This is a genomic window from Marinoscillum sp., from assembly GCF_040222955.1.
GTDB lineage: Bacteria > Bacteroidota > Bacteroidia > Cytophagales > Cyclobacteriaceae > Marinoscillum.
Map to the genome: position 1 here is coordinate 49,471 of NZ_JAVKCA010000010.1, position 25,904 is coordinate 75,374.

Consider the following 25,904-nt stretch of genomic DNA (forward strand, 5'->3'; position numbering starts at 1 on the left):
CATCCCAAATCGCCTTATAAGAAATGTTAGTAATTAAGAGAGACGGAAGACGTGAATCCGTGAAATTTGACAAAATCACCGCCAGAATTGAAAAACTCTGCGATGGTTTAAATTCAGACTTTGTAAAACCAGTGGAAATCGCCAAGAAGGTGATTGACGGTCTGTATGATGGAGTGACCACCATTGAGTTGGATAACCTGGCTGCCGAGATCGCTGCTACGATGACCACCCGTCATCCGGATTTTGCGAAGCTTGCCGCCCGTATATCTATTTCTAACCTGCACAAGGTGACAGAAGAGTCTTTTTCAAACACCATGAAAAGACTTTATACCTACGTCAATCCCAAAACTGATGAAAATGCTGCTTTGGTGTCTACCGAAGTATATGGCATCATCCGGGCCAATGCCAAGCGATTGGATGAAGCTGTGGACTACACCAGGGATTACAATTACGACTTCTTTGGGTACAAAACCCTCGAAAGATCATACCTGATCAAGCTGGATGGAAAAATTGTAGAAAGACCTCAGCACATGCTGATGCGGGTTTCGGTGGGTATCCACATGGATGATATCGACGCGGCGATCGAAACTTACAACCTCATGTCTGAAAAGTGGTTTACACACGCCACACCTACACTCTTCAATGCGGGTACACCCAAGCCGCAGTTGTCTTCATGTTTCCTGCTCACCATGCAGGATGACAGCATAGACGGCATTTATGATACCCTGAAGCAGTGTGCTAAGATTTCACAGTCTGCAGGTGGTATTGGCCTCAGCATTCACAACGTAAGAGCTACCGGCGCTTACATCAAAGGCACCAATGGTACTTCCAATGGCATCGTGCCCATGCTCAGAAACTTTGACATGACCGCCCGATACGTGGATCAGGGAGGCGGAAAGCGCAAAGGAAGCTTTGCCATCTATCTGGAGCCCTGGCACGCAGACATTTTTGACTTCCTGGAGCTGAAGAAAAACCACGGAAAAGAAGAATTGCGCGCAAGAGACCTGTTCTACGCCCTCTGGATTCCGGACCTCTTCATGAAACGAGTGGAAGAAAATGGCGACTGGTCGCTCTTTAGCCCGGATGAAGCTCCCAACCTGTATGAATCATACGGAGATGAGTTCGAAAAACTTTACGAAAAATACGAGAAGGAAGGCAGAGCCAGAAGAACCATCAAAGCACAGGAGCTTTGGTTCGAAATTCTGGAATCTCAGATAGAGACTGGTACCCCTTACATTCTTTACAAAGACGCAGCCAACAAAAAGTCAAACCAGAAGAATCTTGGCACCATCAGGTCAAGTAACCTTTGTACTGAGATCATGGAGTACACCTCCAAAGATGAAGTAGCGGTTTGTAACCTGGCTTCTATTGCGTTGAACAAATTCGTGAATAAGAAAGGTGAGTTTGATCATCAAAAACTCTATGAAATCACTAAAGTAGCTACACGTAACCTGAACAAGGTGATCGATGTAAACTACTATCCGGTGCCGGAAGCCAAAACCTCCAACATGCGACACAGACCTATCGGGATCGGTGTACAGGGGTTGGCTGATGCTTTCATGCTCATGAAGCTTCCGTTTGACTCCCCGGAGTCCAGAAAACTGAACAAAGAAATCTTCGAGACCATCTACTATGCGGCCATGGAGACTTCTATGGAACTGGCTCAGAAAGAAGGTCCGTACGAGACATTCAAAGGATCACCGGTATCCAAAGGCATCTTCCAGTTTGACATGTGGGGAGTCACTCCCGACTCTGGCAGATGGGACTGGTATGACCTGAAACAAAAAGTAAGAAAGCATGGCGTGAGAAACTCACTGCTCCTGGCTCCTATGCCTACCGCTTCTACTTCGCAGATCCTTGGAAACAACGAGTGCTTTGAGCCTTATACTTCCAACATCTACACAAGAAGAACCTTGTCTGGCGAGTTTATCGTGGTGAACAAGCACCTGATGACCGACCTCATCAACCTGGGCTTGTGGGATGACAGAATGAAAAACCGCATCATGACGGCCAATGGATCTGTACAGGGTATTCCTGAGATCCCCGAAGAGATCAGAGAACGCTACAAGACCGTATGGGAGATTTCACAGAAATCCATCATCGACATGTCTGCAGATAGAGGCGCATTCATTTGCCAGAGTCAGAGTCTGAACATCCACTTGCTGGATGCCAACTTCGGCAAAATGACTTCTATGCACTTCTATGCCTGGAAGAAAGGTCTGAAGACCGGAATGTACTACCTGAGAACCAAGGCAGCTACAGATGCCATCAAGTTCACAATAGAAAAGGAAAGTGCAGAACAGCCAGAAGGTAAAACCAAACCTGCTGTGGACCCTGACGCTGATAAAACGCAAAATCAGGCAGCTATGCAGTGCTCGCTCGATGATCCGGAAGGATGCGAGATGTGCGGAAGCTAAGATTAAAATTTGCTATTTTGATAATCGAAGCCTCACTGAAAAGTGGGGCTTTTTTTATTTACGGTCGCTTCTGATAGAAATAAGTTGAATCAGTATTCATCGTCAGGAGGTCTCCATTCATCCACACCTGATCCAGTACAGTGCGTGTACACCCGGACTTTTCCTCATGTGTAACGACCATCAGCGTATCTACATCAGCATTTCCATAATCCAAGTACAACTCCCCGCTTTCACTGACATGATGTACTTCTACCTGAAACAATGCCTTTCCAGAAACAGTAAGGGGCCTGATCTCATAAGAATAATATGCTACTCCCTCAGCAGTAGTCACCTCCCAATTGAGAGACTCCAGATAGGATGAATCCAGGCCGGTCATGTCCAGCTGCACAAAAACATCTGGTGGTGGTACTTCGCACTTATAAGGATGGCAGGCATTAATCCAAAGTACCAAAATGATCAAACAGCTCTGTCGCATAGGTCAAACAAAAGATAGCCTCTGCAAAAATAGATTCAAGCTGATCTAATAATATCTGACCCCACAAAGATTATTTTTCTGAACCTCCCAGCAGTGCCGCAATGTCTTCCTGAATCAGGTGCTCCTCTGCACTGGCAGCATGCACATAAGGATCTACCGCACGCTCTTTACAGTCCATGATCGGGCAGCGCTCACAGGTAGTATTGACTTCACGCTTCACGATATTGGGGTCCCTCAAAAATTTAATTCTCCGCTCCAAAGCCCCATCCACCAGGAAACCAATGGTCACACTCACGGCCTCTTCAGGGTTGGATACATTGGGAAAGGCTATGGACAGGCACAGGTATTCATTGGTGGTGCCATGGTAATAGGATCGCTGAATACCCGCCAGGTATTTCAGATTCGGGTCAGATTTTCGAGCTTCATATAAATCCCGAATAACATCCAATGAAATCCACCGCCTGCAATAATGTTCGTTCAGCTCATTGCCGTGCGGATTGTGCAACCGAGTCAGGTGCAGCTCCTTCGTGAGGGTAAAATAGTCCGGGCCCTTCCCCACAAACCGCAGGAAGAACAAGTTCTCATAACCAAACACTGCAGGAAGGATGTTGGTAAGTCGCTGCATAATCATCTCTGGTGTCACATCGTACTTATCCAGAAAACTCAGCAGCATCTGTGGGTCCCACGTTTTCATATCCCCCACGGCCCTGATGTCCCGCACCACCTCCTCCTGTGGCATCATGAGTGCCGCTGAAAAATAGGAAGCCCTGTAGTTGTTAAGGATTTCCTCAAAGGTATGGTCACCATAAGGTGGGGTGCTCAGGGGTCTGTTCTTCACCCTGGTCCACTGAAAGGCGATTTCCCGACCCAGAAGAAAGTTCATCTGCCCGGAGTTGAGCCCCTGGTTGATATGCAGGAGTCGTTGCTTTTCATCATACAGAGAGCGTACGTTGCGCAGTGAGGGGTATTTCTGCAGCTCATCCAGCCCCGTGCGTACACCTATTTCGAGCAATATGCCGGTCAGGAGCTTTTCATTAAACGGGATTTCCTTTAATTCAGGAAATTCCAGATGAAGTTCTTCGACAGCCTCTTCCAAATCCGCGAAGTAATTCTGATGGAGCTCCTGATAAGATCGAAGGGCTGCGTAGTAGAAGCTTTCCTGCTTCAGCTCAAAATTACGTGACACCTGGAGTACCGTATTGACGAAAGCATTGATTTTCTCAGGGTCGTAAGAAATGATTTCAACCAGTTTTTGAGGATTCAGTCCAAATTGTTCCAGTGGAAAGGCCTTAAAAAAATCTGACTGGATCAGGTTCACAATAGGTTCCAGTTTTCTGGGCACCTTCAGCGACACCAATTCATCATAGCTCACCCCGAGGGCTTTGGCCAGAATCATGATTTTATCTCCTTTGGGGTATTTTTTTCCATTTTCAATCTCACTCAGGTAAGACAGTGACAGGCCAGTCTTCTCACGCAGTTCCTGATAGGATATCCCTTTTTCATTACGTATTTCCTTGAGTTTGAGACCGAAAATGAGCTTGAATTCAAATATCTCTTTGGGCATTCGCCAAAAATAATTCAAAAAAGCGAAATAAAAGTATTAGCGAAATTTCGCTGTTTAATATATTTCGCTATATTTGACCATGTTTAATCAGATAATCACCTTATTATGATCACAGAAGCACACATCCCGGAAACCCAAACACCCCTGGGAATCCAGATCAAAGGAGCCACACCGGCCCCTTACATGGAGATCCTCACTCCTGAGGCACTCGAGTTTTTACAGGCACTCCACGTGCGTTTCAATGAGCGACGCAAGAAGCTCCTTCGGGATAGGGTCATTCGTCAGGAAGCTTTTGATGCCGGCATTATGCCCAACTTCCTGCCGGAAACCCAGGACATCAGAGAGTCTGACTGGACAGTCGCTCCCATCCCCGAGGACATCTGGGACCGACGTGTGGAGATCACCGGCCCTGTGGATCGTAAAATGGTCATTAATGCCCTGAACTCCGGAGCCAAAGTATTCATGGCAGATTTTGAGGATAGCAACGCCCCCTATTGGTCCACTAATATGGAAGGGCAGATCAATCTCAGAGATGCCATTCGCAGAACAATTGAATTCTCAAATCCAAATGGGAAGACTTACCAGCTCAACAAAGAAACGGCCACTCTATTTGTGCGGCCCAGAGGCTGGCACCTGGAGGAAAAGCACCTCCAGATAGAAGAACAACCCGCTAGCGGAGCACTGGTAGACTTTGGGCTTTACTTTTTTCATAATGTGCGCGAACTCCTCAAAAGGGGATCCGGTCCATACTTCTATCTACCCAAGCTGGAAAGTCACCTGGAAGCACGCCTTTGGAATGAAGTATTTGTCTTTGCACAAAACTATCTGGGCATTCCTCAGGGGACTATCAAAGCTACGGTGCTGATAGAAACGCTCCCTGCTGCCTTTGAGCTGCATGAAATCCTGCATGAATTGCAGCACCATTCTGCCGGATTGAATTGTGGTCGCTGGGATTACATTTTCTCCTACATCAAGAAATTCAGAAACAACCGGCATAAAATACTGCCGAACAGAGATCAGGTCAATATGACTGTGCCTTTTATGAAAGCCTATTCAGACCTGGTGATCCAGACCTGTCACAAGCGTGGAGCCCATGCCATGGGCGGAATGGCCGCACAAATTCCGATCAAAGATGATCCGGAGGCCAATGCTGCCGCACTCGAAAAAGTGCGCCTGGATAAACTCCGAGAAGTGATGAACGGGCATGATGGCACCTGGGTGGCGCATCCGGGACTGGTATCAGTGGCCAAAGAAGTCTTTGACCGGCACATGCCCTGGCCCAATCAGTTTCACAACCTGCGTCGCGATGTGGATGTGACAGCCAGGGACCTGGTGCAAACCCCTACGGGCACCATCACTGAGGAAGGCATTCGCACCAACATCAACGTGGGCATTCTCTACGTGGAGAGCTGGCTCAGGGGAGTGGGTGCCGCAGCACTGTATCACCTGATGGAGGATGCCGCCACCGCTGAGATTTCACGCTCTCAGCTCTGGCAGTGGATTCACCGCAGCTGCTATACCGTCAGCGGTGTGGCCATCACAGTGGACCTGTATGAAAAACTCAAACGAGAGGAGTTGGTCAAGATAAAGGCGATGCTGGGAGAAGAAACCTATGCATCCGGCCGATTCGAAGAAGCCATAGAGATTTTCGACCGTCTCGTGAAGAATGACACCCTTGAAGAATTTTTAACCATAAACGCCTATACCTATTTAAACTAAGATGATCATGAAAACCGAAAGAATCCAAAAAATCCAAAAAGACTGGGACGAGAACCCCAGATGGAAAAACATCAATCGCCCATACACCGCGGAGGAAGTGGTCAACTTACAGGGATCTGTCCCAATAGAGCATTCCATTGCCAGAATCACGGCCGAAAAACTATGGAAAAAGCTGAATGATAAACCCTTTGTGGCAGGACTCGGTGCCCTCACCGGCAACCAGGCGGTACAGGAAATTGCTGCCGGGCTGGAGGCCATCTACCTCAGTGGATGGCAGGTGGCAGCGGATGCCAACCTGGCAGGAGCCATGTATCCCGATCAGTCCCTCTACCCTGCGGATTCCGTTCCCAGCGTGGTTAAGCGCATCAACAATGCCCTGCTCCGCAGGGACCAGATTGAAAACCTGAGTGGCGAAAGCAGTATTGACTGGCTGGCGCCCATCGTAGCTGATGCAGAAGCCGGGTTCGGAGGAAACCTGAATGCTTTTGAACTGATGAAAGCGATGATAGAAGCCGGAGCCGCTGGTGTACACTTTGAGGATCAGCTGAGCTCTGCCAAGAAGTGTGGCCACCTGGGAGGAAAGGTACTCGTGCCTACCCAGGAAGCCATCGACAAGCTGGTAGCCGCTCGTCTGGCCGCAGATGTGATGAACACGCCTACGCTGCTCATTGCCAGAACCGATGCTGATGCCGCTACGCTCATTACTTCTGACATTGACAAGCGTGACCACCGCTTTCTGACCGGAGGTCGTACCAATGAAGGTTTCTTTGAGGTGACCAATGGTGTGGAAGCCGGAATCGCAAGAGGACTGGCTTACGCACCCTACTCAGACCTGCTGTGGATGGAAACATCCAACCCGGACCTGGGACTGGCCAGAGAATTTGCGCAAGCCATCAAAGCAGAGTTTCCGGATCAGATGCTGGCCTATAACTGCTCGCCTTCCTTCAACTGGGCGGCACACCTCACCAAATCTGAGATGTTCACCTTCAGGGAAAACCTTGCGGAAATGGGATATAAGTTTCAGTTCATTACGCTGGCTGGTTTCCATGCCCTCAACACTTCCATGTTTGAGCTTTCCAAAGCTTACAAAGAACGAGGCATGGCTGGCTATTCAGAACTGCAGGAGCGGGAGTTTGCGCTGCTGGACTCCGGCTTCAAAGCCGTGAAACATCAGGCCTTTGTGGGTACAGGTTATTTTGACGCCATTCAAAATACTGTACAGCAAGGAAGGGCTTCCACCGTAGCCATGGCCGGAAGCACTGAAGTGGAGCAATTTTAAAACAATGTGTTCCTGAGTTTGTAAAAACCGGCCCCCTGGGTCGGTTTTTCTAGTTCCAGGCCAATCCGGCACGCTCCTCCCAATAGTGAGCCGGCTTCATCCTCAGGCCATCCAATTGACAGAGGTCCTGTGGGGATAATTTGATTTCTGAGCCACTTACATTGGAGAGCAGGTGAGCAGGAACTGCCGCACCACTCAGCACCAGCGATACAAATGGTTTGCTCAGGATATAGGCTAAAGCAATGGCATCTTCTGTAGTTTGATACCTCCCGGCTATTTCCGAGATCACCGGCAGGTAGGTGGCCTTATTTCTGCTGGTTAATCTGCCATTGGCCAGTCCTTCTTTGATAATCACTCCCAATCCCCGGTCAAAGGCCTTTTGCAATGCTTCACCCACTGACTGCTCCAAACAATTGTAGGTGGCCTGCACCGAGCCAAAAAGTGGTTTTTCTCCCACCTTCACGGCAAGGGCCTTCTCGAGCACAACACTTTGCTGAACTCCGCTCAGGGAAAGCCCAATCACATAACCCATCTCGCGAATTTCCTCCAAACGCTCCAATACGGCACTGTTCTCCAACACACCACTCTCCAGCGTAGCGGAGTGAATCTGATAAATCTTCAGCGCGGGATCCAGGCGCTGCCTGCTCTCCGGCCACTGAAGATCCAATCTTTCGAGGGTGTGCTCCTTGATTTCATGTTTGTCTGCATGCACGGACCAGTCGGCAGTGTAGTAGTAGCCCCATTTTGATCCCACCACTACCTCCTCCTCTGGGTGGGCTTTGAGCCAGGAGCTTAAGAAAGATTCCGCCTTTCCGTATGATTGGGCAGCATCAAAATAATTAATCCCCTGCGCCCTGGCCAATGACAACATCGCATGGGTCTGTGCTTCCATCTTTGGAAGCTCATAAGTGCGTCCAAGGTCCTCCTCATGGCCCAGGTTGATATATCCCGGTCTGCCCAGAGCCGCCAGGCCAAGACCTATACAGGACACATCATATCCTGACGCTCCAAATTTTCTATACTCCATAGGTCCTAAACTAAAAAAACCCTAGGACTCCACCTGCTCAGAGAGCCTGAAATTGGTGACTTCTCCTATTTCCAGTCCCCATCGCTGCAGAATAGGGGCCTCCAGGGCAGGCTGGCGGTATTCATCAGGGGACATGATAGGGATACCATGTATAATGGGGTAATACCTGGCACAGGTGGTGCAGGTCATGAGCCCTTCCAGTATTTCCTGATCCGCTTCCCTGATCACGCTTATTTCCAGATCACTCTTATCAAACGGGCAACATAACTTCTTAAAAAATGATTTCTTCATGGTTTTGATATGATTTGATTAAACTTTTTGGTTGTCTCCAGTGGGTCTTCAGCGCTCAGCAATGCTGATATCAGGGCAATTCCGGACACTCCCAGCCCTGCTACTTCTCCTGCATTTTCAAGGGTGATCCCACCGGATGCAAACACCGAACCTTCAAAGTGCCGACACGCCTCACGCACGACATCCGGTGATACCAGTGCGCAGGTGTCCACAGATGAAGAAGGATACATCGCACAAAAACTGATATAGTCCACACCCCTTTTTCTAAGGGCCTTCCAGTCCGCCGGAGCATTGACCGTGAGCCCAATCATTTTATTAAAAGTGCATTCGGGATCCGGCAAATCCTCTTCCCGGTCAAAATGCACACCATCAATTCCGGGAAGGCAAGCCAGTTCCAGGTGGTTATTGACAAAGAGTGGTACTCCTCGTGTGACTGCCATCAACTGGTACAGAAACCCGGGCTTGTCCTGATCAGGCCGCCAGTGATCCCATATCTGTAAAGCGCCGATCCCTCCTTTCAAAATATTTAATACCCTTTGCTCCAATGCCTCAAATCCTTCCGCAGGATCCAGCACCAAATAAACTCCCTTTAGCTTCGCCTTCATTTCAATCCACTCTTCAGAGCATTAAAAAAAGCCGCCCAATAAGGATCAGTCCCTGGAGGTGTCAGTGGTCTATGCCCGTCTCGCTCTGCTACCCATCTACCTTCCGATGGCTCCAGTACCTCTCCAATCACGGAGGCACGAAACCCATCATTCATCAGGTGATCCACCACCCTTTGCTGATAACCAGGCGCTACAGAAAGCAGCAACGCTCCAGCACCAATACAATGGTTATGGTCAATGCCAAAAACCTGACAAATATGTTCCTGAGCCGTCTCATTCGGAATCGCTTCATAGTTGACCCGCACGCCACAACCTGCTGCCTGCATCATTTCCCATATGGCTCCCATCACTCCGCCCTCGGTCACATCATGCATGGCACGAACACCTTCATCATGAATACCCACAGTAATCGCCGACATGGAAGCTTCCACTGTAGACGATTCGTAAAACAGTCCCTGACCAGTCTCCAGAACCTCCTTCCCACATTTGTTCAAAATGGTTTCGGGAAAACTCAAAGCCAAAATAGCCGAGCTGATAATGGCTGGTTCCTTGACAAGGATCAGATGATCTCCGGGCCGAGCCATGCTACTAAGCAGCACCTGTTCCGAAGCAATGGTACTTAGCATGGTTACTCCTCCAGCTATGGTACTGTTTTGCCCCGCCACTTTGCCGGTATGACCACCAGTAATCGCCACACCCAGCTTCCTACTGTATTCACTGATGTGGTCCCAGTAGACATGAAAGTCCCGGGTGGTCAACGTCTCAGGAAGATTGAGACAAAACTGAGCATACTGGGGCCGTGCACCTGCCGTGGCCATATCTGAGGCCACCAGATGCACAGAGAGCCACGCGGACTCCTGTAGCCCAAGGGTGGGAATGAGTGACGCAGGATCTGTGGCCATGACCAAGGATTGGCCGGCGGCCAGCTGAATCATGCTCACGTCCACACCGTATCTCGGCCCGCTTACCACCTCATCTCGCTTCGCTCCGGTGGAAGAAAAAACATGATCCTTTAGGAACCCCTCCTGGATCTTTCCTACTTCAGGAAATAGAGACTTCATGGTTGATTTCTCTTGACATAAACCCCAAAAAAATCCCCAACTGGTACATGCCACTCCTGCACAGGAAACCACTTAGGCAGCCCTGTACATTGCCATTCCACTGTATAATCTTCGCCTTTGAGTGCAATGTCAATCACCTTCAGCAGCGACTTTGGCGTATAAAAATTGGCAGTCACATAAAAGGGATTTTTACCCATCATCTGCTGTACCCTCCGGCGTACATACTTGGTGGTATTTCGGTTCATCATCCCAAAGACAATCCCATGTTTCCCCACACGGGCCGCCTCCCTGATCACCTTCACCGGGTCTTTGTAATACTCAAAGGTGGTAATGAAAGCCACTGCATCGAAGGTGTTGTCACGGAAAGGCATGTGATGAGAATCGGCCAGCACCAGGTCACCCTGAAAAAGCTGTCTGCCCTGGGCGAGCATGAAGGGGCTTAAATCACCACCGGTAGCCTCTATCCCAATCTCATGCCACCACCTGGTGAACCGTGTGGTTCCACACCCAAACTCCAACAGGGTCTTTACCCTGGGATCTTTCCGGAGACGATCCCCTATGATCTTCTTTTGAAAAATCTCTGCCCGCTTATACCGCCCCTCATACCAGAGCTCGTACGTATCGGTAAACTCCCGGTTGAAAAACCACTCTTTTCGTCCCTGCCAATTGGTCAGGTTCTGTTTTACTAATTCATCAAAAGCCATCTCATCATTTTTTAAAAATGGAATAAAAAAAACCGTACCGTCCGGGCATGCGCGGACAATACGGTTTCATTGATGACTCAATATCTTACTAAGAATCAACCGATATTCCTACGCTGGCATTACCCAGATCAGGTTCAACGGGTATCATCTCAGCCGAATAACGGCACCCCGTGGTTACTTCAAATCTATAGGCTAAAAACCAGAACCAAAAAGGAATCCGGCTCCTTTCCATTAATTAATTTATTTACTCGCTCCTTTGACAATGGCCTCTACTACCTCTGGATTCAGTAAAGTAGAAGTATCACCTAACTGATCTGCTTCACCGGAGGCCACCTTCCGGAGAATTCTTCGCATGATTTTTCCGGAGCGGGTTTTGGGCAGCCCTGGCACGATCTGCACTTTATCCGGTTTGGCTATTGGCCCGATAATCTTGCTGACCGTCTCCCTGATTTCATTTTTCAGACTCTCTTCGGAGCGGCCTTCCATGTCACAGATCACGTAAGCATAAATCCCCTGGCCTTTCACTTCATGCGGGTACCCCACTACGGCTGACTCAATCACCTTAGGGTGCTCATTGATGGCGTTCTCCACTTCCGCAGTACCCATCCTGTGACCGGAAACATTGATCACATCATCCACACGGCCCAGGATTCTCAAATAGCCATCATGATCCCTTTTGGCTCCATCGCCTGTGAAATAAAGTCCCTTATAGGTGGAAAAATAGGTTTGCTTGCATCGGTCATGATCTCCGTAGGTGGTCCTGATCATTCCAGGCCATGGGAATTTGATACACAGGTTTCCCTCCACGTTGTTTCCATGAAGTTCATTTCCCTCCGTATCGACAATGATGGGCTGCACGCCCGGTAGAGGCAACGACGCATGCGCTGGCTTATTAGGCGTCACACCCGCGATAGGAGCGATCATGATCCCTCCGGTTTCGGTCTGCCACCACGTGTCCACCAAAGGACAATTTCCCTTGCCCACATGATCGTGGTACCAGTGCCAGGCCTCTTCGTTGATCGGCTCACCCACCGAGCCTATCACCTTCAGCGTATCCATTTTGTATGGCTCCAGGGGCTCCAGTCCATACGCCTGCAATGCCCGGATGGCTGTGGGTGCGGTATAAAACTGATTGACCTTGTGCTTGTCAATGATCTCCCAAAAACGACCAACATGCGGGTAAGTAGGCACTCCTTCGAACATGAGTGTGGTAGCTCCGGCCAGCAATGGCCCATATACAATATAAGAATGCCCTGTGATCCAGCCCACATCCGCAGTACACCAGTAAACATCTCCCACGTTATACTGAAAAACATTCACAAAGGAGTAGTAGGTATAGATCATATACCCTCCACAAGTGTGCACCACGCCCTTGGGCTTACCTGTGGATCCTGAGGTATAAAGGATAAAGAGCATATCCTCGGCATCCATTTCCTCAGCAGGGCAATCCAGCGGCTGACCATCGATGGCATCATTCCACCAAATGTCTCTTCCTTCTTTCATGGTCACTTCGGTGCCAGTTCTTTTGAATACGATCACCTTTTCCACTGAAGAGGTCTTTTCCAGGGCTTCATCCACCACGCTTTTCACACCGATACTTTTGGCTCCTCGGTAATTCCCGTCAGAGGTGAGCACCATTTTAGCCTGGCAGTCATTGATGCGATCTGCCACAGCGGTGGAAGAAAATCCGGCAAAGACCACAGAGTGTACCGCACCGATACGTGCACAGGCCAGCATAGCCACAGCGGCCTCAGGCACCATGGGCATATAGATAATCACACGGTCACCCTTCTTCACACCCTGGGTCTTGAGTGCATTGGCAAACTGGCAAACCTGATGATAAAGTTCTCTGTATGTAAGGGTAACGACCTCATCCCCCGGCTCATTGGGCTCCCAGATAATAGCTGGCCTGTCTCCCATGATGAACAGGTGCCGATCGAGGATATTTTCAGTGATGTTCATCTTCCCATCTACAAACCAGTTGACATCCGGCCCATCAAAATCCCACTTCAATACCTTTGACCATGGCTTCTTCCAATGAAAAGACTCTGCGACTCTCCCCCAAAACTCTTCTGGCTGGAGGACGCTTTTCTGATATTCATGGATATAACCGCTGAGGGTTTGAATCTTGTGACTCATGTGTTTTGAATTTTTATATTTTTGATAATTTACACTAGATAGGCCTTCAAATATCATGGATATCACTTACAATTCCTATGTGATATTCCCAATTTGACAATGATCCATCAGGGCAATCTCAAAGCGAAAGCCAAATATTTTACCGACATTTTCTCCACGTCCAAAAGAATATTCCATTTGTCGCTATTCCTCTCCAGTACCAGACTCCTTCTGCATGGCTGTATTTGAAAAGGCCAGAAACAATCGGTTAATATGGTCATGCGTATTACCCATCCAATGACTATATTTATGAACCCGACCAAACCACAATATGAAGATTAACAAGCTACTCATCGCTACTCTCGCATTATTTGCATTAAATATTCCGGCCTATAGCATGGACCAAATGGAATCAGGAAGCTTCAATATGACCCTCGGACTTCTGGAATTGCCCTTTCTGATGATGGCGGTCGTTTTCAGTTTCTTAAACGCCAGGAATCTCAAGGGAGGAAAATTTGGTACCGGAATGATCTACCTGGCCTGGGGGTTTCTTGTGATGGCCGTGGGGCATCTCCACATGCAGGTGGACTATCACTTCGGCTTCAACCTGTTTAATAGCGTCCTGGGCGAAAATGGAGGTCTTGTGGCCTGGTTTATCGCGCTTATGCTCACATGGGGGCTTTCTGGTTGGGGGTTTTATCAGATATGGAAGGTAAGTAAGTCCTGATGTTGAAGTCACTTTACAAAAGATTGAGTTCCCGACCCCATGGGAACCTCTTGCGTGAAGAGCATAACCGTTTTATTGAATACATTAAGTCCTATGAGGCGCAAGAGGTTTGGAACGAAAACCTGGACAACAGAATAAAAAGTCTGGCCAAAGAAAGCGTCGACAATCAGCTGAACAGGTCTGCCGGGCTCTATCTCCTCTTCGAACATTCCTTCATTTACAAGCAAAAAAATCCGTCCAAATATCAGGCTCAGCTAAGAAGGGAAATGCGGAGCCGGTTTCCCAATTTGGTGGATACTTTGTTTTTCAGGATCATCTTCAGCACTGTCAACAATCAGGAACGTGATCTGGCCTATCTCATAGTGGATCTGGTGTGGTCCAAATACACCGACATAGTGGGGAACTCCAAAAACGAGCTCCTCAAAAACTATAAGTACCAGGTGGACAAGGCAGCCGAGCAGTTAAAATTTAATCAACTCAACAGGAGCGAATTCAGGAGTACCGTGAAATATGAGGTATCCAGGCTTTATGAATACCTCTGCCTCTCTATGGGGCAAGCCAAAATATCGGAGTGGCTCCAGGAGGCTTATCAGTTGCTGGCAGACAATTATCAGTTTCTCGATGGCTTCTCCCTGCTGATCGGCATACTTCCCGAACCCCTGCTGAATGAACAGCAACTAAGCCAGCTGAGTCGGGAACAAATTCACGGGGTGCTACTGGAAAAAACTGAAAAGCTGGAAGAAACGAACCAGAAATTGCAGGTACAGATCGCCGAGCGTGAGAAGATTCAACGCGAGCTGGCTCAGAGTGCTGAAAGGCTCTACACGGTAGTGGAAAATGCCATGGACGCGGTAGTGCTGCTGGATGCTTCCGGGAGGATTACTTTTTGGAACAACCAGGCTGAGACCATTTTTGGATGGTCTGGTGAGGAAATCATTGGTAAGAAATTCTCTGAATACATCGTGCCCCCGGACCGAAAGGAGATTCTCGACAGAGGACTGGATTTCTTCCTGAAGGGCCACAAAATGCCCACCATCAACCGAAGATTTGAGCTGGTGGGGCTTTCAAAAAAGGGAAAGCTCATTGACCTGGAGTTGTCCATTGGTGCCAATCAGATTGGTGATGAAGTCATTTTCACCTCATTTATCAGAGACATCTCCGACAGAAAGCGCTACGAAAAGCAACTCATGGATGCACGGGACAAAGCCCAAAAGGCCTCTCAAACCAAAGCAGAGTTTCTCTCTACGATGAGTCATGAGATACGCACCCCCATGAACGGGCTGTACGGTACCATTGAGTACCTCCTGTCAGAAAATCCAAGGGACGATCAGCGCGAATCGCTGAAAATGATGAAGCACTCTGCAAAGGGTTTGCTCGTGATACTGAACGACATCCTCGACCTTTCCAAACTGGAAGAAGGTCATGTGGAATTTGATCAACGCGACTTCTCCATTCAGGAGCTGTGCAACAGGACGATCTCCACGTTTATGCAAATGGCTGACGAAAAAGGGATCAAACTGCACCTCAACCTCCATCAGCCCATATCCGGACTCATAGGAGACCCCGTACGCATTGGGCAAATCCTGAATAACCTCATCAGCAACGCCATCAAATTTACTGATGAGGGCTCTGTGGAGCTGCGGGTGGAGTGCCTGGGAACTTCCGATGAATCCGTCAACCTCCAGTTCAAGGTCATCGATACGGGTGCAGGTATAGCGCAGGCGGATCAGGAGCGGATTTTTCATCGGTTTACGCAGATTGACAACCACGGAAAAGCACATCTGCGAACAGGCACAGGACTTGGGTTGTCCATTTGTCAAAAACTCCTGCAGCTTCAGGGAAGCGATCTCCGTGTGGAGAGTACACCCGGTAAGGGATCCAGTTTCTTTTTTCAGCTTTCATTTCCCAAATCAATCCAAAACAATGCGCAACTGACCAAACCGGAAGATCAAAAAAGGGACCTCTCGGGCATCAGGGTGCTCCTGGCAGAAGACAACCAAATCAACCAGATAGTGGCCAAAAGATTCCTGGTGAAGTGGAACTGCGAAGTGGACATTGCCGACAATGGCTTAATTGCCCTGGACCTGCTGGCGATCAACCAGTATGACGTGATTCTCATGGATCTGCAAATGCCCGAGATGGATGGATTTGAGGCCTCCAGAGCCATCAGAAATCAGGAGAATGACCATATGAAAAACATCCCCATCATTGCCCTGACGGCAGATGTATTTCCTGAAGTAAAGGAAAAAGCATTGCAATCGGGCATGAATGATTTTATGTCCAAGCCTTTCGATTCCGAAAAACTCTACTTTACAATCGCCTCGAACCTCTAAACAGCACTAATGATGAGTGGCTCCTCCGGCCCCTCTCGGGTACCTGATCTGCTCCACCATCTCCTGCACGTCTGTGGGTGGAGCCGGATAAAACCTGGAAATACTGAATGAAACGGCAAAATTGACCAGCATGGCAATGGTACCAAACCCTTCCGGAGAAATCCCCAACCACCAGTCTGCCTGGGTACCCCCTCCAAATCCATCAAACTTAAACTTGATCATATAGAACAGCATCAGCAAAATACCCACCACCATTCCGGCGATGGCCCCCTCTTTGTTCATGCGCTTATCGAAAATGCCCAAAATGATGGCCGGAAAAAAAGAAGCTGCAGCCAGGCCAAAAGCCAGTGCCACGACAGCTGCCACAAATCCGGGTGGGTTAATGCCAAAATAACCAGCCACCAGTACTGCACCCAGCGCGCCTACCCGTGCCCAAATCAATTCCTCCTTATCAGAAAGGTTAGGCTTGAGCTGTTTCTTGATCAGGTCATGTGAGATACTGGCAGAGATCACCAGCAGCAAACCTGCGGCAGTAGACAAAGCTGCTGCCAGACCTCCGGCTGCCACCAGCGCAATTACCCAATTGGGCAAATTGGCGATTTCCGGATTGGCCAGTACCATGATGTCCCGGTCTATGGTGAGTTCATTCTTTTCCCCAGCCACGTACTGGATCTTCCCATCCCCATTTTTATCATCAAAAGCAATGAGCCCCGTTGACTCCCAGTTGGAAAACCACTGGGGCACCTCCTCATATGCCTGGTTGGAAACTGTCTCGATCAGATTGGTCCGGGCGAAGGCCGCTATCGCCGGAGCAGTGGTGTAGAGAATGGCTATGAAAATCAAGGCCCACCCGGCTGACAAGCGAGCATCCTTCACCTTCGGAACGGTGAAGAACCGTACAATCACATGGGGCAGACCTGCCGTACCCACCATCAGTGCAAAAGTGATGGCAAAAACGTCAATCATGGACTTGGTGCCGCCGGTGTACTCCGCAAAACCCAACTCCCTGTGAAGATTGTCGAGTTTGTCCAGCAAGTAAGTACCATCAGCCACCTGGCTCCCAAAACCCAGCTGAGGGATATAATTTCCTGTTAGCTGAAAACTGATGAAAATAGCGGGTACCATAAATGCAAAAATCAGGACACAGAACTGAGCCACCTGGGTATAAGTCACCCCTTTCATTCCGCCAAGGACTGCGTAAAAGAAGACAATACCCATACCTATGTACACACCCACATTTACCGGTACCTCCAGAAAACGTGAAAACACGACACCTACACCGCGCATCTGACCTGCCACATAAGTGAAAGACACGATGATGGCACAGATCACCGCCACCGTACGAGCTACATTAGAATAGTACCGATCTCCAATAAAATCAGGTACTGTAAACTTTCCGAATTTCCTGAGATACGGAGCCAGTAGCAGTGCCAATAACACGTACCCGCCGGTCCAGCCCATGAGGTATACAGAGCCATCATAGCCCATAAAGGAAATGAGCCCGGCCATACTGATGAAAGAAGCCGCAGACATCCAGTCTGCTGCAGTAGCCATGCCATTGGCTAAAGGTGATACGCCACCTCCGGCTATATAAAAATCGTTGGTAGAGGCCGCGCGGGCCCAAATGGCAATCCCAATATAAAGTGCGAAAGTAAGTCCTACAATGAGGAAAGTCCAGCCTTGTACATCCATTTCCAGCTCTATTTTTCGTCTACATCAAACTCCTTGTCCAGCTTGTTCATCAGGCGGACATACACAAAAATGAGGATCACAAAAGCATAGATAGATCCCTGCTGGGCAAACCAAAAGCCCAGTTTGAAGCCTGCAAATTGAATTTCATTGAGTAGGTCCACCAGCAAAATGCCGGCACCAAACGAGACGACAAACCAAATGGTCAGGAGGATTAGTAAATACCTGACGTTTCTGCGCCAGTACTGCTTCATTCTATTTTCACTCATGGTTGGGATAGTTACTTAACCTTGAAAGATATAAGATTTTACATTCCCGAAAAGAATGAATCCTAACTCAAAATGAATTTTTCATAGAAAATATTCTGTAGCGATGGCCGTGAAAGCCCCAAACAGACTAATTAAGAACTTTTTAAGTCCAAAGTGATGATTGGGGCTGCTCTCCACAAAAATGGTGGTGGAAATGTGCAGGAAGCTCCCTGATACAAAAGCAAAAAGCAGAAGGAGTACCTCAGCTGACAAGTTGAGGATCTGGTCACTCATGAGAAAACCAACTGGTGAGGAGATACTGAAAATGATCAGTATGGCCCAGAGTCGTCCATCAAAACCACTTTGAGTTCTGAGGGTAGTGACCAGCGCAAATGCAGCGGGCATCTTGTGGAGCACTATCCCCACAAGCAGTGAATACGATTCATGTTGCTCATGAAATGGGGAATCATGAGTCAGCAGCGCACCTTCCAGTAGCGAATGGATCACAAGAGCGATCAACAATCCTAGTTTGGAGATTCCCGTGCGGTCGTCATGGGTATGTGCATGCCCATGCTCAATACCGGAAGTAAAGTATTCCAGTAACTGCTGAAAGAAAAAACCTACCAGCACGTACAGGCCTATTTTCATCGGGTCTCCTGACAATGAAAAAACTTCGGGCAGTATATGAATGATGGTAATGGAGAAAAGAAAGGACCCGGCGAAGATCAAAGGATAGCGAATGCTTTGGGTATGGTGGCCGAAAAATTTAGAAGAAACACCTCCCAGTACGGCTGATAAGAAAAGAATAAGAATCATTAAAACCATGGATTGGCGATATTATAGTGCTGATGCCGAAGCCTTAGTAGCTTCTTCGCTGCGACTTCACAAAAGGGATAATGCAAATCCTTTGAGGAAAATTCACCCAACACTGAACTTTTGTTAAATTTTAAAAATGTTATTGAATGTTGTTTCGTTCGATCCGGGTTTGCAACCCCGGGGATACATAACTTTTCAATATACCCTGATCATCCTGATAAATCAAAAATGCCTCCAGGTCAGCGGACGCCAAAACCTCTTTTGAGGCTTCCACTCCCAGCACCATAAAGGCCGTAGCATAAGCATCTGCTGTCATGCAATCAGCTGCAAACACAGACGCACTCAGTAAATTATGACTGGTATTGTATCCCGTGCGCGGATCAATGGTATGGGCAATGGTACGGTCACCCACCTGATAGTAATTTCGGTAGTTACCGGAAGTAGCCATTGAAAGGTCATCTAGCTGTACGATGGCAAGTAATCGTTGCTCATTACTGGCCACTAAAGGATCTTCTATCCCGATTTTCCAAATCTCATTGTCCTGATTCTGTCCACTCGCCCGCACCTCACCACCTATCTCCACCATATAGTGCTCAAAGCCCTTGCCCTCGAGAAACTCAGCCACCAGGTCCACGGCATAGCCCTTGGCAATGGCACTAAAGTCCAGATACATGCCGGAATCCATGCTCACCTCAGTCCCCATAGAAATGATGCGCTGAAAACCCACCAGCGATCTCAAAGAATCAATCACCATGCTATCGGGCACACTCACTGACTTATCCGGGCCGAAGCCCCAGGCATTCACCAGAGGTCCCACAGTAGGATCAAAGGCTCCACCTGTCTGCTCAAAGACCCGCCTACTGGATTCGAGAACTTCCGAAAACATTTTCGTAGGGTACCTTATACTGCCCGTACTGTTAAGCAGAGAGATCTCCGAATCCGGAATATATGTCGACAATGACTGATTGAAAACCTGAAGAACTGAATCAATCTCCCTTTTGTAGTTGGGCACGTCCTCACCCATATACTTCACATTGTAGACGATGGTGCCCATGGTCTGACCGGTGACATGCGTCAGCTGAAATGTCGGTTGACCTAAAAACACCCGGTACATGGCTCCCAACACCACAACCGCCAGGATGAGTCTAAAAAATAATTTACTTGTCATACTTTAGAAAAATCGAAGACAAAACTAACACAAAAGTGCACAAGACCATTCCTTCCTTCGAGCATAGAAAACCAACACTCACTATCACTTATCTATGAATCTTTATTAACTTTCCAGTACTACTAGCCTTCAACCAGCTATGAAAAAAATTAGACTCACCCTGTTTCTAACAGGGATACTTACGTCCTATGCTCATGCCCAGAGTGATAGCACTTCCCTGTCCTATTACTTTGATGATGGTGGCATATCCACTGGCACCATGTATAAGACCGATCTAATCTCTATCATCCATGGGGATTGGCCAATCATTGCAGAGATTCGCTTAAAAAACAATCTCACCCTGGAAATGGGCGCCGGTCTTTTGATGCCCTACTATGTGCATGATTTTTTGGCACTTGCCTTCACTGATAACAAGGGTATTCAGAACGACAGGCTCGGGTATAGTACCCGCCTACATGTCAAGTGGTATACCAAAGCCCCCGAAAGAAATTATTGGGGGGTGCAGTACTATCGGCGTTCTTTCCATCACGTCAAGGTAAACGAATGGTTCTTCACAAAAGGAGACCAGCGGATCATTGGCAAACGCCTGATTCTGGACATGGCCCTTGGACTAGGGGTGAGGTTCCAGCAAACGAATGGGCCAGACTACATGTTCGATCCTGACTTTGGCTTTTTCCCCATCATGCCACTAATGATCCGGTTCGGTGTGATCCCATAGCTTATAAGCATCTCAGCAATAATTTTAACAACCTAAAAATAACCAGCATGAAAATCAATTTGAACTATCCACTAAGCCTTTGTCTGCTTTTGTCAGTCACTTTTAGCTATGCCCAACAAGCCAAAACCCTCATGGGTGCAACTCACCGAATGTCTGTGAAGGAGGGTGGCTGGTCCGATGTAGATGGAATTGGCCAGGACGAAACAGGACTCTATTATTTGCTATACCCCTTCTCCAAAGTTTATAGCGGTACTTACATAGGCAATAAGGATACTTATGTGGGTAAAGTCAACAACCAAATGGAGTTGGAGCGCTTCGAGCTACTTCCGCTTGATTATGAGGATAAGCAATTGGAATTGGAATTCGGCTTCCAACTGGGAGGCAATATCTACCTCTTTTCATCTTTTCAAAACAACCTGCTCAAAAAGACCTTCCTTTTTGCCCAAACATTGGATAAAAATAGTCTTGCTCCCAATCCAGACCTGGTGCCTGTTGCCGAAATAGATTACTCCAGTGAGGGTCGGTATAAAAATGCCTCTTTCAGCTACAAGCTATCGGATGACAATTCTCAAGTACTGCTTGTACATAACCTCCTCGATAAGGATGGTTCGCTTCTTAGTTTTGGCTACTCTGTCATAGATAGCCAGCTGAAGACCATTGACAAGGTGGAGGGCATAGCACTAAAAGATGACGGCATCTACAGCTTCCAGGACTTCTACCTCTCCCCCTCTGCTGAGGTGTATATGCTGACCAAGTTTTTCGATGAAAAAAAAGAATACAAAAACAGTGTCCAACTCAAAAAGCAGGGAGTACTTTCATCAACACGTTCTTTTGAACTGGAGGCCATATACGACTTTAAGGTTTTAAAATTTTCTAAAGGATCTCCCACTCCCAAGGCCCTCACCTTGTCTTTGGGTGACCTTTTTATTACCAGCCTTGACCTAAAGCCCAAAAAAGATGGCGGATTAATGATCATAGGGTTCTATTCTGATGATGAAGATGCCCTGGCAGATGGCGTGTTTACCCAAACCGTAGACAAGACCTTGACTAAAATACTCAGTGCCGACAAGAAAAGCCTGGAGGGAAAATTTGAACAGCCAAGCAAATATATCAACGACACCTATGTCACCGGATTGCTGGGAAAAAGGGACGATCTTGATCAGTATAGATTTGTGATGAAAGATATACTCCAAAAAAAGTCCGGGGGTTATGTACTCACTGCAGAGAGAAACACCACCCTCGAAAAAACCCAAAATGACGGCCGCAGCATTACCGTATACAACATTTACCACTCCGACGACATAGTGGCTATTGATGTGTCAGCTGCAGGCAAAATCAACTGGGTGAATAAAATTGAAAAAGCTCAGGAAACTTCTGGTTTGCTTACACTATACTCCTCTTACGAGGTGGCAGAATATGAGGACAGTTTGATCTTCTTTTTCACAGATTTTTCTTCCCAAAACACAAAAACACTGGGAAAAATTGTTGACACTGAATCTGTGATGGTGACGGTAAATGCCTCAGGGGAACAAACCAGGCAAACACTTTTCACTGCCTCTGAGGATAAAATCACGGTGAGAGCCAAAAATACCTATCAGCCCCAAAAAGGACGCTGTATACTTTACGGGCACAATGGTCAACTCATCGTAGGGTTTACTGAGGTGAAATTCTAAAAGATACCTTCAACTCTCCACAAAATGGAGGAAATATGTGCTGGCAGCCTTGAAAAGCCCATCAAAAAACTGATCTTTGTTGAATAGCTATCAACCATGAGAGAAGACTACCTGAGAGGTGACGATGAGCAGATGGATTCCGGCGAAAAAGAGTTTGAAAAAGCACTGCGCCCTCTGTCGTTCGATGATTTTGCCGGACAGGACAAAGTAGTTGAAAACCTGAAGATTTTCGTGAAGGCTGCAAAGCTGCGCTCAGAGCCCCTTGACCATGTACTCCTGCATGGCCCTCCCGGCCTGGGCAAGACCACCCTCTCACATATCATAGCCAATGAGCTGGGCTCAGGCATCAAAGTCACCTCCGGGCCCGTATTGGACAAAGCCAGCGAGTTGGCAGGCCTGCTCACCAACCTGGAAGCGCATGATGTGCTGTTCATTGATGAAATCCACAGACTCAATCCGGTAGTGGAAGAATACCTCTACTCGGCTATGGAGGATTACCGCATCGACATCTTGCTGGACAGTGGCCCCAATGCCCGATCTGTGCAGATCAGCCTGGAGCCTTTTACCCTGATCGGAGCTACCACCCGCTCGGGCCTGCTCACCTCGCCACTGCGTGCCCGATTTGGCATTAACTCCCGACTGGAATATTATGATGCCAAACTCCTCACCTCTATTGTGGGCAGATCCGCAGACATACTGGAAACGCCCATAGATCAGGAAGCCGCATACGAAATAGCCCGCAGAAGCCGCGGAACCCCTCGTATCAGCAACAACCTTTTGCGTCGAACCCGTGATTTTGCTCAGATCAAGGGTGACGGGGCCATCACCCTGGAGATTGCCAAAATGGCGCTAAAAGCACTGGACGTGGATGACCATGGACTGGACGAAATGGATAACAGAATCCTGGCGACCATTATAGAAAAATTCAAAGGTGGACCTGTAGGGCTCTCTACCATTGCCACAGCCTGTGGTGAGGAAGCTGAAACCATAGAGGAAGTTTACGAGCCATTCCTGATCATGGAAGGCTACATCAAACGGACCTCCAGAGGACGTCAAGCCACCGAACGGGCCTACCAGCACCTTGGCCACATCCCTCCTCAGGAGATGGGGCGGCTCTTCTGAAAAGTCTGAAACCAGCCTTCTTTCAGGATCATATGTATCGCTGTGATACCACAAATGTCTATTTCGGGCTTATTGGGGCAGGGAAATTACATTTAAACAGGCTTTTCACTCTATTTTAGGACTATAGCGTGAAAACCATGAAAAAAATACCATTCCTGTTCCTATCACTTATCCTCCTGAAAGTCTCCGGGCAATCCGCTCCGGACAACATCCGCCTCAATCAGGTGGGCTTCCTGCCGGAAGCCCAGAAAATTGCGGTGGTCGTTGGCTCCAGCCAATCTGCGTTTGATGTGATCAAAAACAGTAACTCTGCGGTGGTCTATTCCGGCACATTGTCCGCTTCAAAATATTGGAACAAGTCGGAAGAAGAGGTGAAAATCGCAGACTTTTCAGACTTTAAAACCAGGGGCACCTATAGACTGAAGCTTGGCAATGGCGACCTCTCCCATCCGTTCAAAATAGCCGATGATGCGCTCCTGGATGTGACAAAAGCCACCATCAAAGCCTATTACTACAACCGCGCTTCCATGGAGCTCACCGAGGAGTTTGCCGGAGTATACAATCGCCCATTGGGCCACCCGGATAATAACGTCGTGGTACTACCTTCGGCGGCTTCCGCAGAGCGTCCGGCAGGCACCGTCATTTCTACCCCGAAAGGCTGGTATGATGCCGGTGACTATAACAAGTACATTGTGAACTCAGGCATCAGCACTTTTACCCTGCTGGCTGCCTACGAGAACTATTCGGAATTCTATGACACCCTTGATCTCAACATTCCCGAAAGCGGCAACTCCATTCCCGACCTCCTCGACGAGGCCCTTTGGAACATCGAATGGATGAGCACCATGCAGGACCCCAACGATGGTGGGGTGTACAACAAAACCACCGCAGCCAACTTCCAGGGGGTAATTATGCCACATAAGGCTACCGCCACCCGATATGTAGTGGCCAAAGGCACGGCCGCCACACTGGACTTTGCTGCCGTAATGGCCATGGCTGCCCGAATTTACGAGCCCTACCTCCCGGAATTTGCTGCCGAATGCCTGACAAAAGCCGAACTGGCATGGGAGTGGGCCAAAGCCCATCCCAATGTCACTTATAACAACCCCGGAGCCCAGAATGGCTATCCGGCAGTCCATACCGGTGGTTATGGAGATGGCAACTTCAACGATGAGTTTTTCTGGGCTGCCACAGAACTTTACATCACCACCGGGGAGGATAGCTACTATTCTACCCTTAACTTTTCTCAATACTTTGGAGTACCCGGGTGGCCCAACGTGCAAACCCTGGGTATCCTGTCGCTCATCACCCACCGAAAATCGCTCACGGCAGCTGCGGATACTGCGGCTATCAAGAACATCCTGACAGACCTCACCGACGACCTCAGGGATTTTCAGAAAAGCACCTCTCCCTATCTCATCCCAAACAATGACTTCTACTGGGGGAGTAACAGCGTGCCCGGCAACCAGGGAATGCTCCTGATGTATGCCTACGAACTTACCAAAGACCTTGACTACCTGAATGCTGCCATTGGAGCAACGGATTACCTGCTGGGGAGAAATGCTACCAAATATTGCTTTGTGACTGGTTTTGGCAGTGTGCCTCCGATGGACATTCACCACAGGCAGTCTGGCGCAGACAATGTGGCTGAACCGGTTCCGGGTTTCTTGGCCGGAGGGCCAAACCCACAAAATGTAAATGACGACTGTGGGGCCAGCAAGTACCCCAGCCTGATCGCTGCCAAATGTTATGTGGATGATTTTTGCAGCTACTCCACCAATGAGATTACCATCAACTGGAATGCCCCGCTGGTGTACACAGCCGGGGCCATACATGCCGTGTATGACCGGGACCTGAAAACACCCAACACCGATCCGGTGGAGGAACCCCTTTCCACGGGCAGCACCCTGGAGGTGGAGATATTTCCTAATCCGGCACACGATTTTATTACGGTGAAGACCAATGGTAACGCTCAGGAACCAATGGAAATTCGGATTTTTTCGATCAACGGAGGAGAGGTCATCCGTACGGATAAGTCCACTGTAGACGTTTCGGCACTTAGTCCGGGAGTCTATGTGATCAGGTATAAAAACCCGAAGCAAACCATCAGCCGGCAGATTCTCATCAGGTAATCGGAACCAAAACAAACA

21 protein-coding genes and 1 riboswitch are annotated in these 25,904 nt (G+C 48.4%); of the genes, 9 read left to right on the forward strand and 12 right to left on the reverse strand.

Going from position 1 to position 25,904, the window contains the following annotated elements; genetic code table 11:
* The first annotated feature begins 23 nt into the window (after positions 1 to 23).
* Complete coding sequence (locus tag RIH33_RS09385; RefSeq protein WP_406650026.1) at positions 24 to 2,417, forward strand: ribonucleoside-diphosphate reductase subunit alpha; 2,394 nt, start codon at positions 24 to 26, stop codon at positions 2,415 to 2,417.
* Between the two features lie 58 nt (positions 2,418 to 2,475).
* Here the strand turns inward: RIH33_RS09385 and RIH33_RS09390 are convergent, their stop codons facing one another.
* Complete coding sequence (locus RIH33_RS09390; protein WP_406650027.1) at positions 2,476 to 2,892, reverse strand: hypothetical protein; 417 nt, start codon at positions 2,890 to 2,892, stop codon at positions 2,476 to 2,478.
* 70 nt (positions 2,893 to 2,962) lie between these two features.
* Positions 2,963 to 4,456: a helix-turn-helix domain-containing protein gene (locus RIH33_RS09395; RefSeq protein WP_406650029.1), complete on the reverse strand. Its 1,494-nt coding sequence runs from the start codon at positions 4,454 to 4,456 to the stop codon at positions 2,963 to 2,965.
* Between the two features lie 105 nt (positions 4,457 to 4,561).
* Between RIH33_RS09395 and aceB the strand changes: the two genes are divergently transcribed.
* Together aceB and aceA are read left to right on the forward strand one after the other, a co-directional pair.
* Complete coding sequence (gene aceB / locus RIH33_RS09400) at positions 4,562 to 6,175, forward strand: malate synthase A (protein ID WP_406650031.1); 1,614 nt, start codon at positions 4,562 to 4,564, stop codon at positions 6,173 to 6,175.
* Positions 6,176 to 6,182: 7 nt separating this feature from the next.
* The gene (aceA, locus tag RIH33_RS09405) at positions 6,183 to 7,454 is read left to right on the forward strand and encodes an isocitrate lyase (protein WP_406650032.1); all 1,272 of its coding nucleotides are present in this window, start codon (positions 6,183 to 6,185) and stop codon (positions 7,452 to 7,454) included.
* Positions 7,455 to 7,503: 49 nt separating this feature from the next.
* Here the strand turns inward: aceA and RIH33_RS09410 are convergent, their stop codons facing one another.
* The 6 genes from RIH33_RS09410 to acs all read right to left on the reverse strand — a co-directional run bounded on the left by RIH33_RS09410 (position 7,504) and on the right by acs (position 13,338).
* A complete protein-coding gene (locus RIH33_RS09410; RefSeq protein WP_406650034.1) occupies positions 7,504 to 8,481 on the reverse strand; it encodes an aldo/keto reductase in 978 nt (325 codons plus the stop codon).
* 21 nt (positions 8,482 to 8,502) lie between these two features.
* The gene (locus RIH33_RS09415; protein WP_406650035.1) at positions 8,503 to 8,772 is read right to left on the reverse strand and encodes a Trm112 family protein; all 270 of its coding nucleotides are present in this window, start codon (positions 8,770 to 8,772) and stop codon (positions 8,503 to 8,505) included.
* Positions 8,769 to 9,377 (reverse strand): thiamine phosphate synthase, encoded by a 609-nt coding sequence (locus tag RIH33_RS09420; protein WP_406650037.1) that lies wholly within the window; start codon positions 9,375 to 9,377, stop codon positions 8,769 to 8,771. The genes RIH33_RS09415 and RIH33_RS09420 overlap by 4 nt, the downstream gene beginning before the upstream one ends.
* Positions 9,374 to 10,438: an AIR synthase-related protein gene (locus RIH33_RS09425; protein ID WP_406650038.1), complete on the reverse strand. Its 1,065-nt coding sequence runs from the start codon at positions 10,436 to 10,438 to the stop codon at positions 9,374 to 9,376. The genes RIH33_RS09420 and RIH33_RS09425 overlap by 4 nt, the downstream gene beginning before the upstream one ends.
* Positions 10,435 to 11,142 carry a class I SAM-dependent methyltransferase gene (locus RIH33_RS09430; RefSeq protein ID WP_406650040.1) on the reverse strand — a complete coding sequence of 236 codons (708 nt, stop codon included), beginning with the start codon at positions 11,140 to 11,142 and terminating at the stop codon, positions 10,435 to 10,437. Before RIH33_RS09430 ends, RIH33_RS09425 begins: the two co-directional genes overlap by 4 nt.
* 86 nt (positions 11,143 to 11,228) lie before the next feature.
* Positions 11,229 to 11,323: riboswitch (TPP riboswitch) on the reverse strand.
* A gap of 59 nt (positions 11,324 to 11,382) precedes the next feature.
* Entirely contained in the window at positions 11,383 to 13,338 is a 1,956-nt protein-coding gene (acs, locus tag RIH33_RS09435) for an acetate--CoA ligase (protein WP_406650042.1), read from the reverse strand.
* A gap of 253 nt (positions 13,339 to 13,591) precedes the next feature.
* On the opposite strand from acs, the gene RIH33_RS09440 reads away from it, so the two are divergent.
* Entirely contained in the window at positions 13,592 to 13,987 is a 396-nt protein-coding gene (locus RIH33_RS09440) for a hypothetical protein (RefSeq protein ID WP_406650043.1), read from the forward strand.
* Positions 13,987 to 16,320 carry an ATP-binding protein gene (locus tag RIH33_RS09445; RefSeq protein WP_406650045.1) on the forward strand — a complete coding sequence of 778 codons (2,334 nt, stop codon included), beginning with the start codon at positions 13,987 to 13,989 and terminating at the stop codon, positions 16,318 to 16,320. Before RIH33_RS09440 ends, RIH33_RS09445 begins: the two co-directional genes overlap by 1 nt.
* 6 nt (positions 16,321 to 16,326) lie before the next feature.
* Here the strand turns inward: RIH33_RS09445 and RIH33_RS09450 are convergent, their stop codons facing one another.
* The 4 genes from RIH33_RS09450 to RIH33_RS09465 form a co-directional block, all read right to left on the reverse strand.
* Positions 16,327 to 18,012: a sodium:solute symporter family protein gene (locus RIH33_RS09450; RefSeq protein WP_406650047.1), complete on the reverse strand. Its 1,686-nt coding sequence runs from the start codon at positions 18,010 to 18,012 to the stop codon at positions 16,327 to 16,329.
* Positions 18,013 to 18,020: 8 nt separating this feature from the next.
* A complete protein-coding gene (locus RIH33_RS09455; RefSeq protein ID WP_406650048.1) occupies positions 18,021 to 18,278 on the reverse strand; it encodes a DUF4212 domain-containing protein in 258 nt (85 codons plus the stop codon).
* An 81-nt stretch (positions 18,279 to 18,359) separates the two neighbouring features.
* The gene (locus tag RIH33_RS09460) at positions 18,360 to 19,073 is read right to left on the reverse strand and encodes a ZIP family metal transporter (RefSeq protein ID WP_406650050.1); all 714 of its coding nucleotides are present in this window, start codon (positions 19,071 to 19,073) and stop codon (positions 18,360 to 18,362) included.
* A gap of 139 nt (positions 19,074 to 19,212) precedes the next feature.
* Complete coding sequence (locus RIH33_RS09465; protein ID WP_406650051.1) at positions 19,213 to 20,241, reverse strand: FAD:protein FMN transferase; 1,029 nt, start codon at positions 20,239 to 20,241, stop codon at positions 19,213 to 19,215.
* Positions 20,242 to 20,380: 139 nt separating this feature from the next.
* On the opposite strand from RIH33_RS09465, the gene RIH33_RS09470 reads away from it, so the two are divergent.
* The 4 genes from RIH33_RS09470 to RIH33_RS09485 all read left to right on the forward strand — a co-directional run bounded on the left by RIH33_RS09470 (position 20,381) and on the right by RIH33_RS09485 (position 25,886).
* Entirely contained in the window at positions 20,381 to 20,959 is a 579-nt protein-coding gene (locus RIH33_RS09470; RefSeq protein WP_406650053.1) for a hypothetical protein, read from the forward strand.
* A 47-nt stretch (positions 20,960 to 21,006) separates the two neighbouring features.
* Positions 21,007 to 22,632, forward strand: a complete 1,626-nt coding sequence (locus RIH33_RS09475) for a hypothetical protein (RefSeq protein ID WP_406650054.1) — start codon at positions 21,007 to 21,009, stop codon at positions 22,630 to 22,632.
* A 96-nt stretch (positions 22,633 to 22,728) separates the two neighbouring features.
* Complete coding sequence (gene ruvB / locus RIH33_RS09480; RefSeq protein ID WP_406650056.1) at positions 22,729 to 23,754, forward strand: Holliday junction branch migration DNA helicase RuvB; 1,026 nt, start codon at positions 22,729 to 22,731, stop codon at positions 23,752 to 23,754.
* A 137-nt stretch (positions 23,755 to 23,891) separates the two neighbouring features.
* Entirely contained in the window at positions 23,892 to 25,886 is a 1,995-nt protein-coding gene (locus RIH33_RS09485; RefSeq protein WP_406650057.1) for a glycoside hydrolase family 9 protein, read from the forward strand.
* Positions 25,887 to 25,904 lie beyond the last annotated feature (18 nt).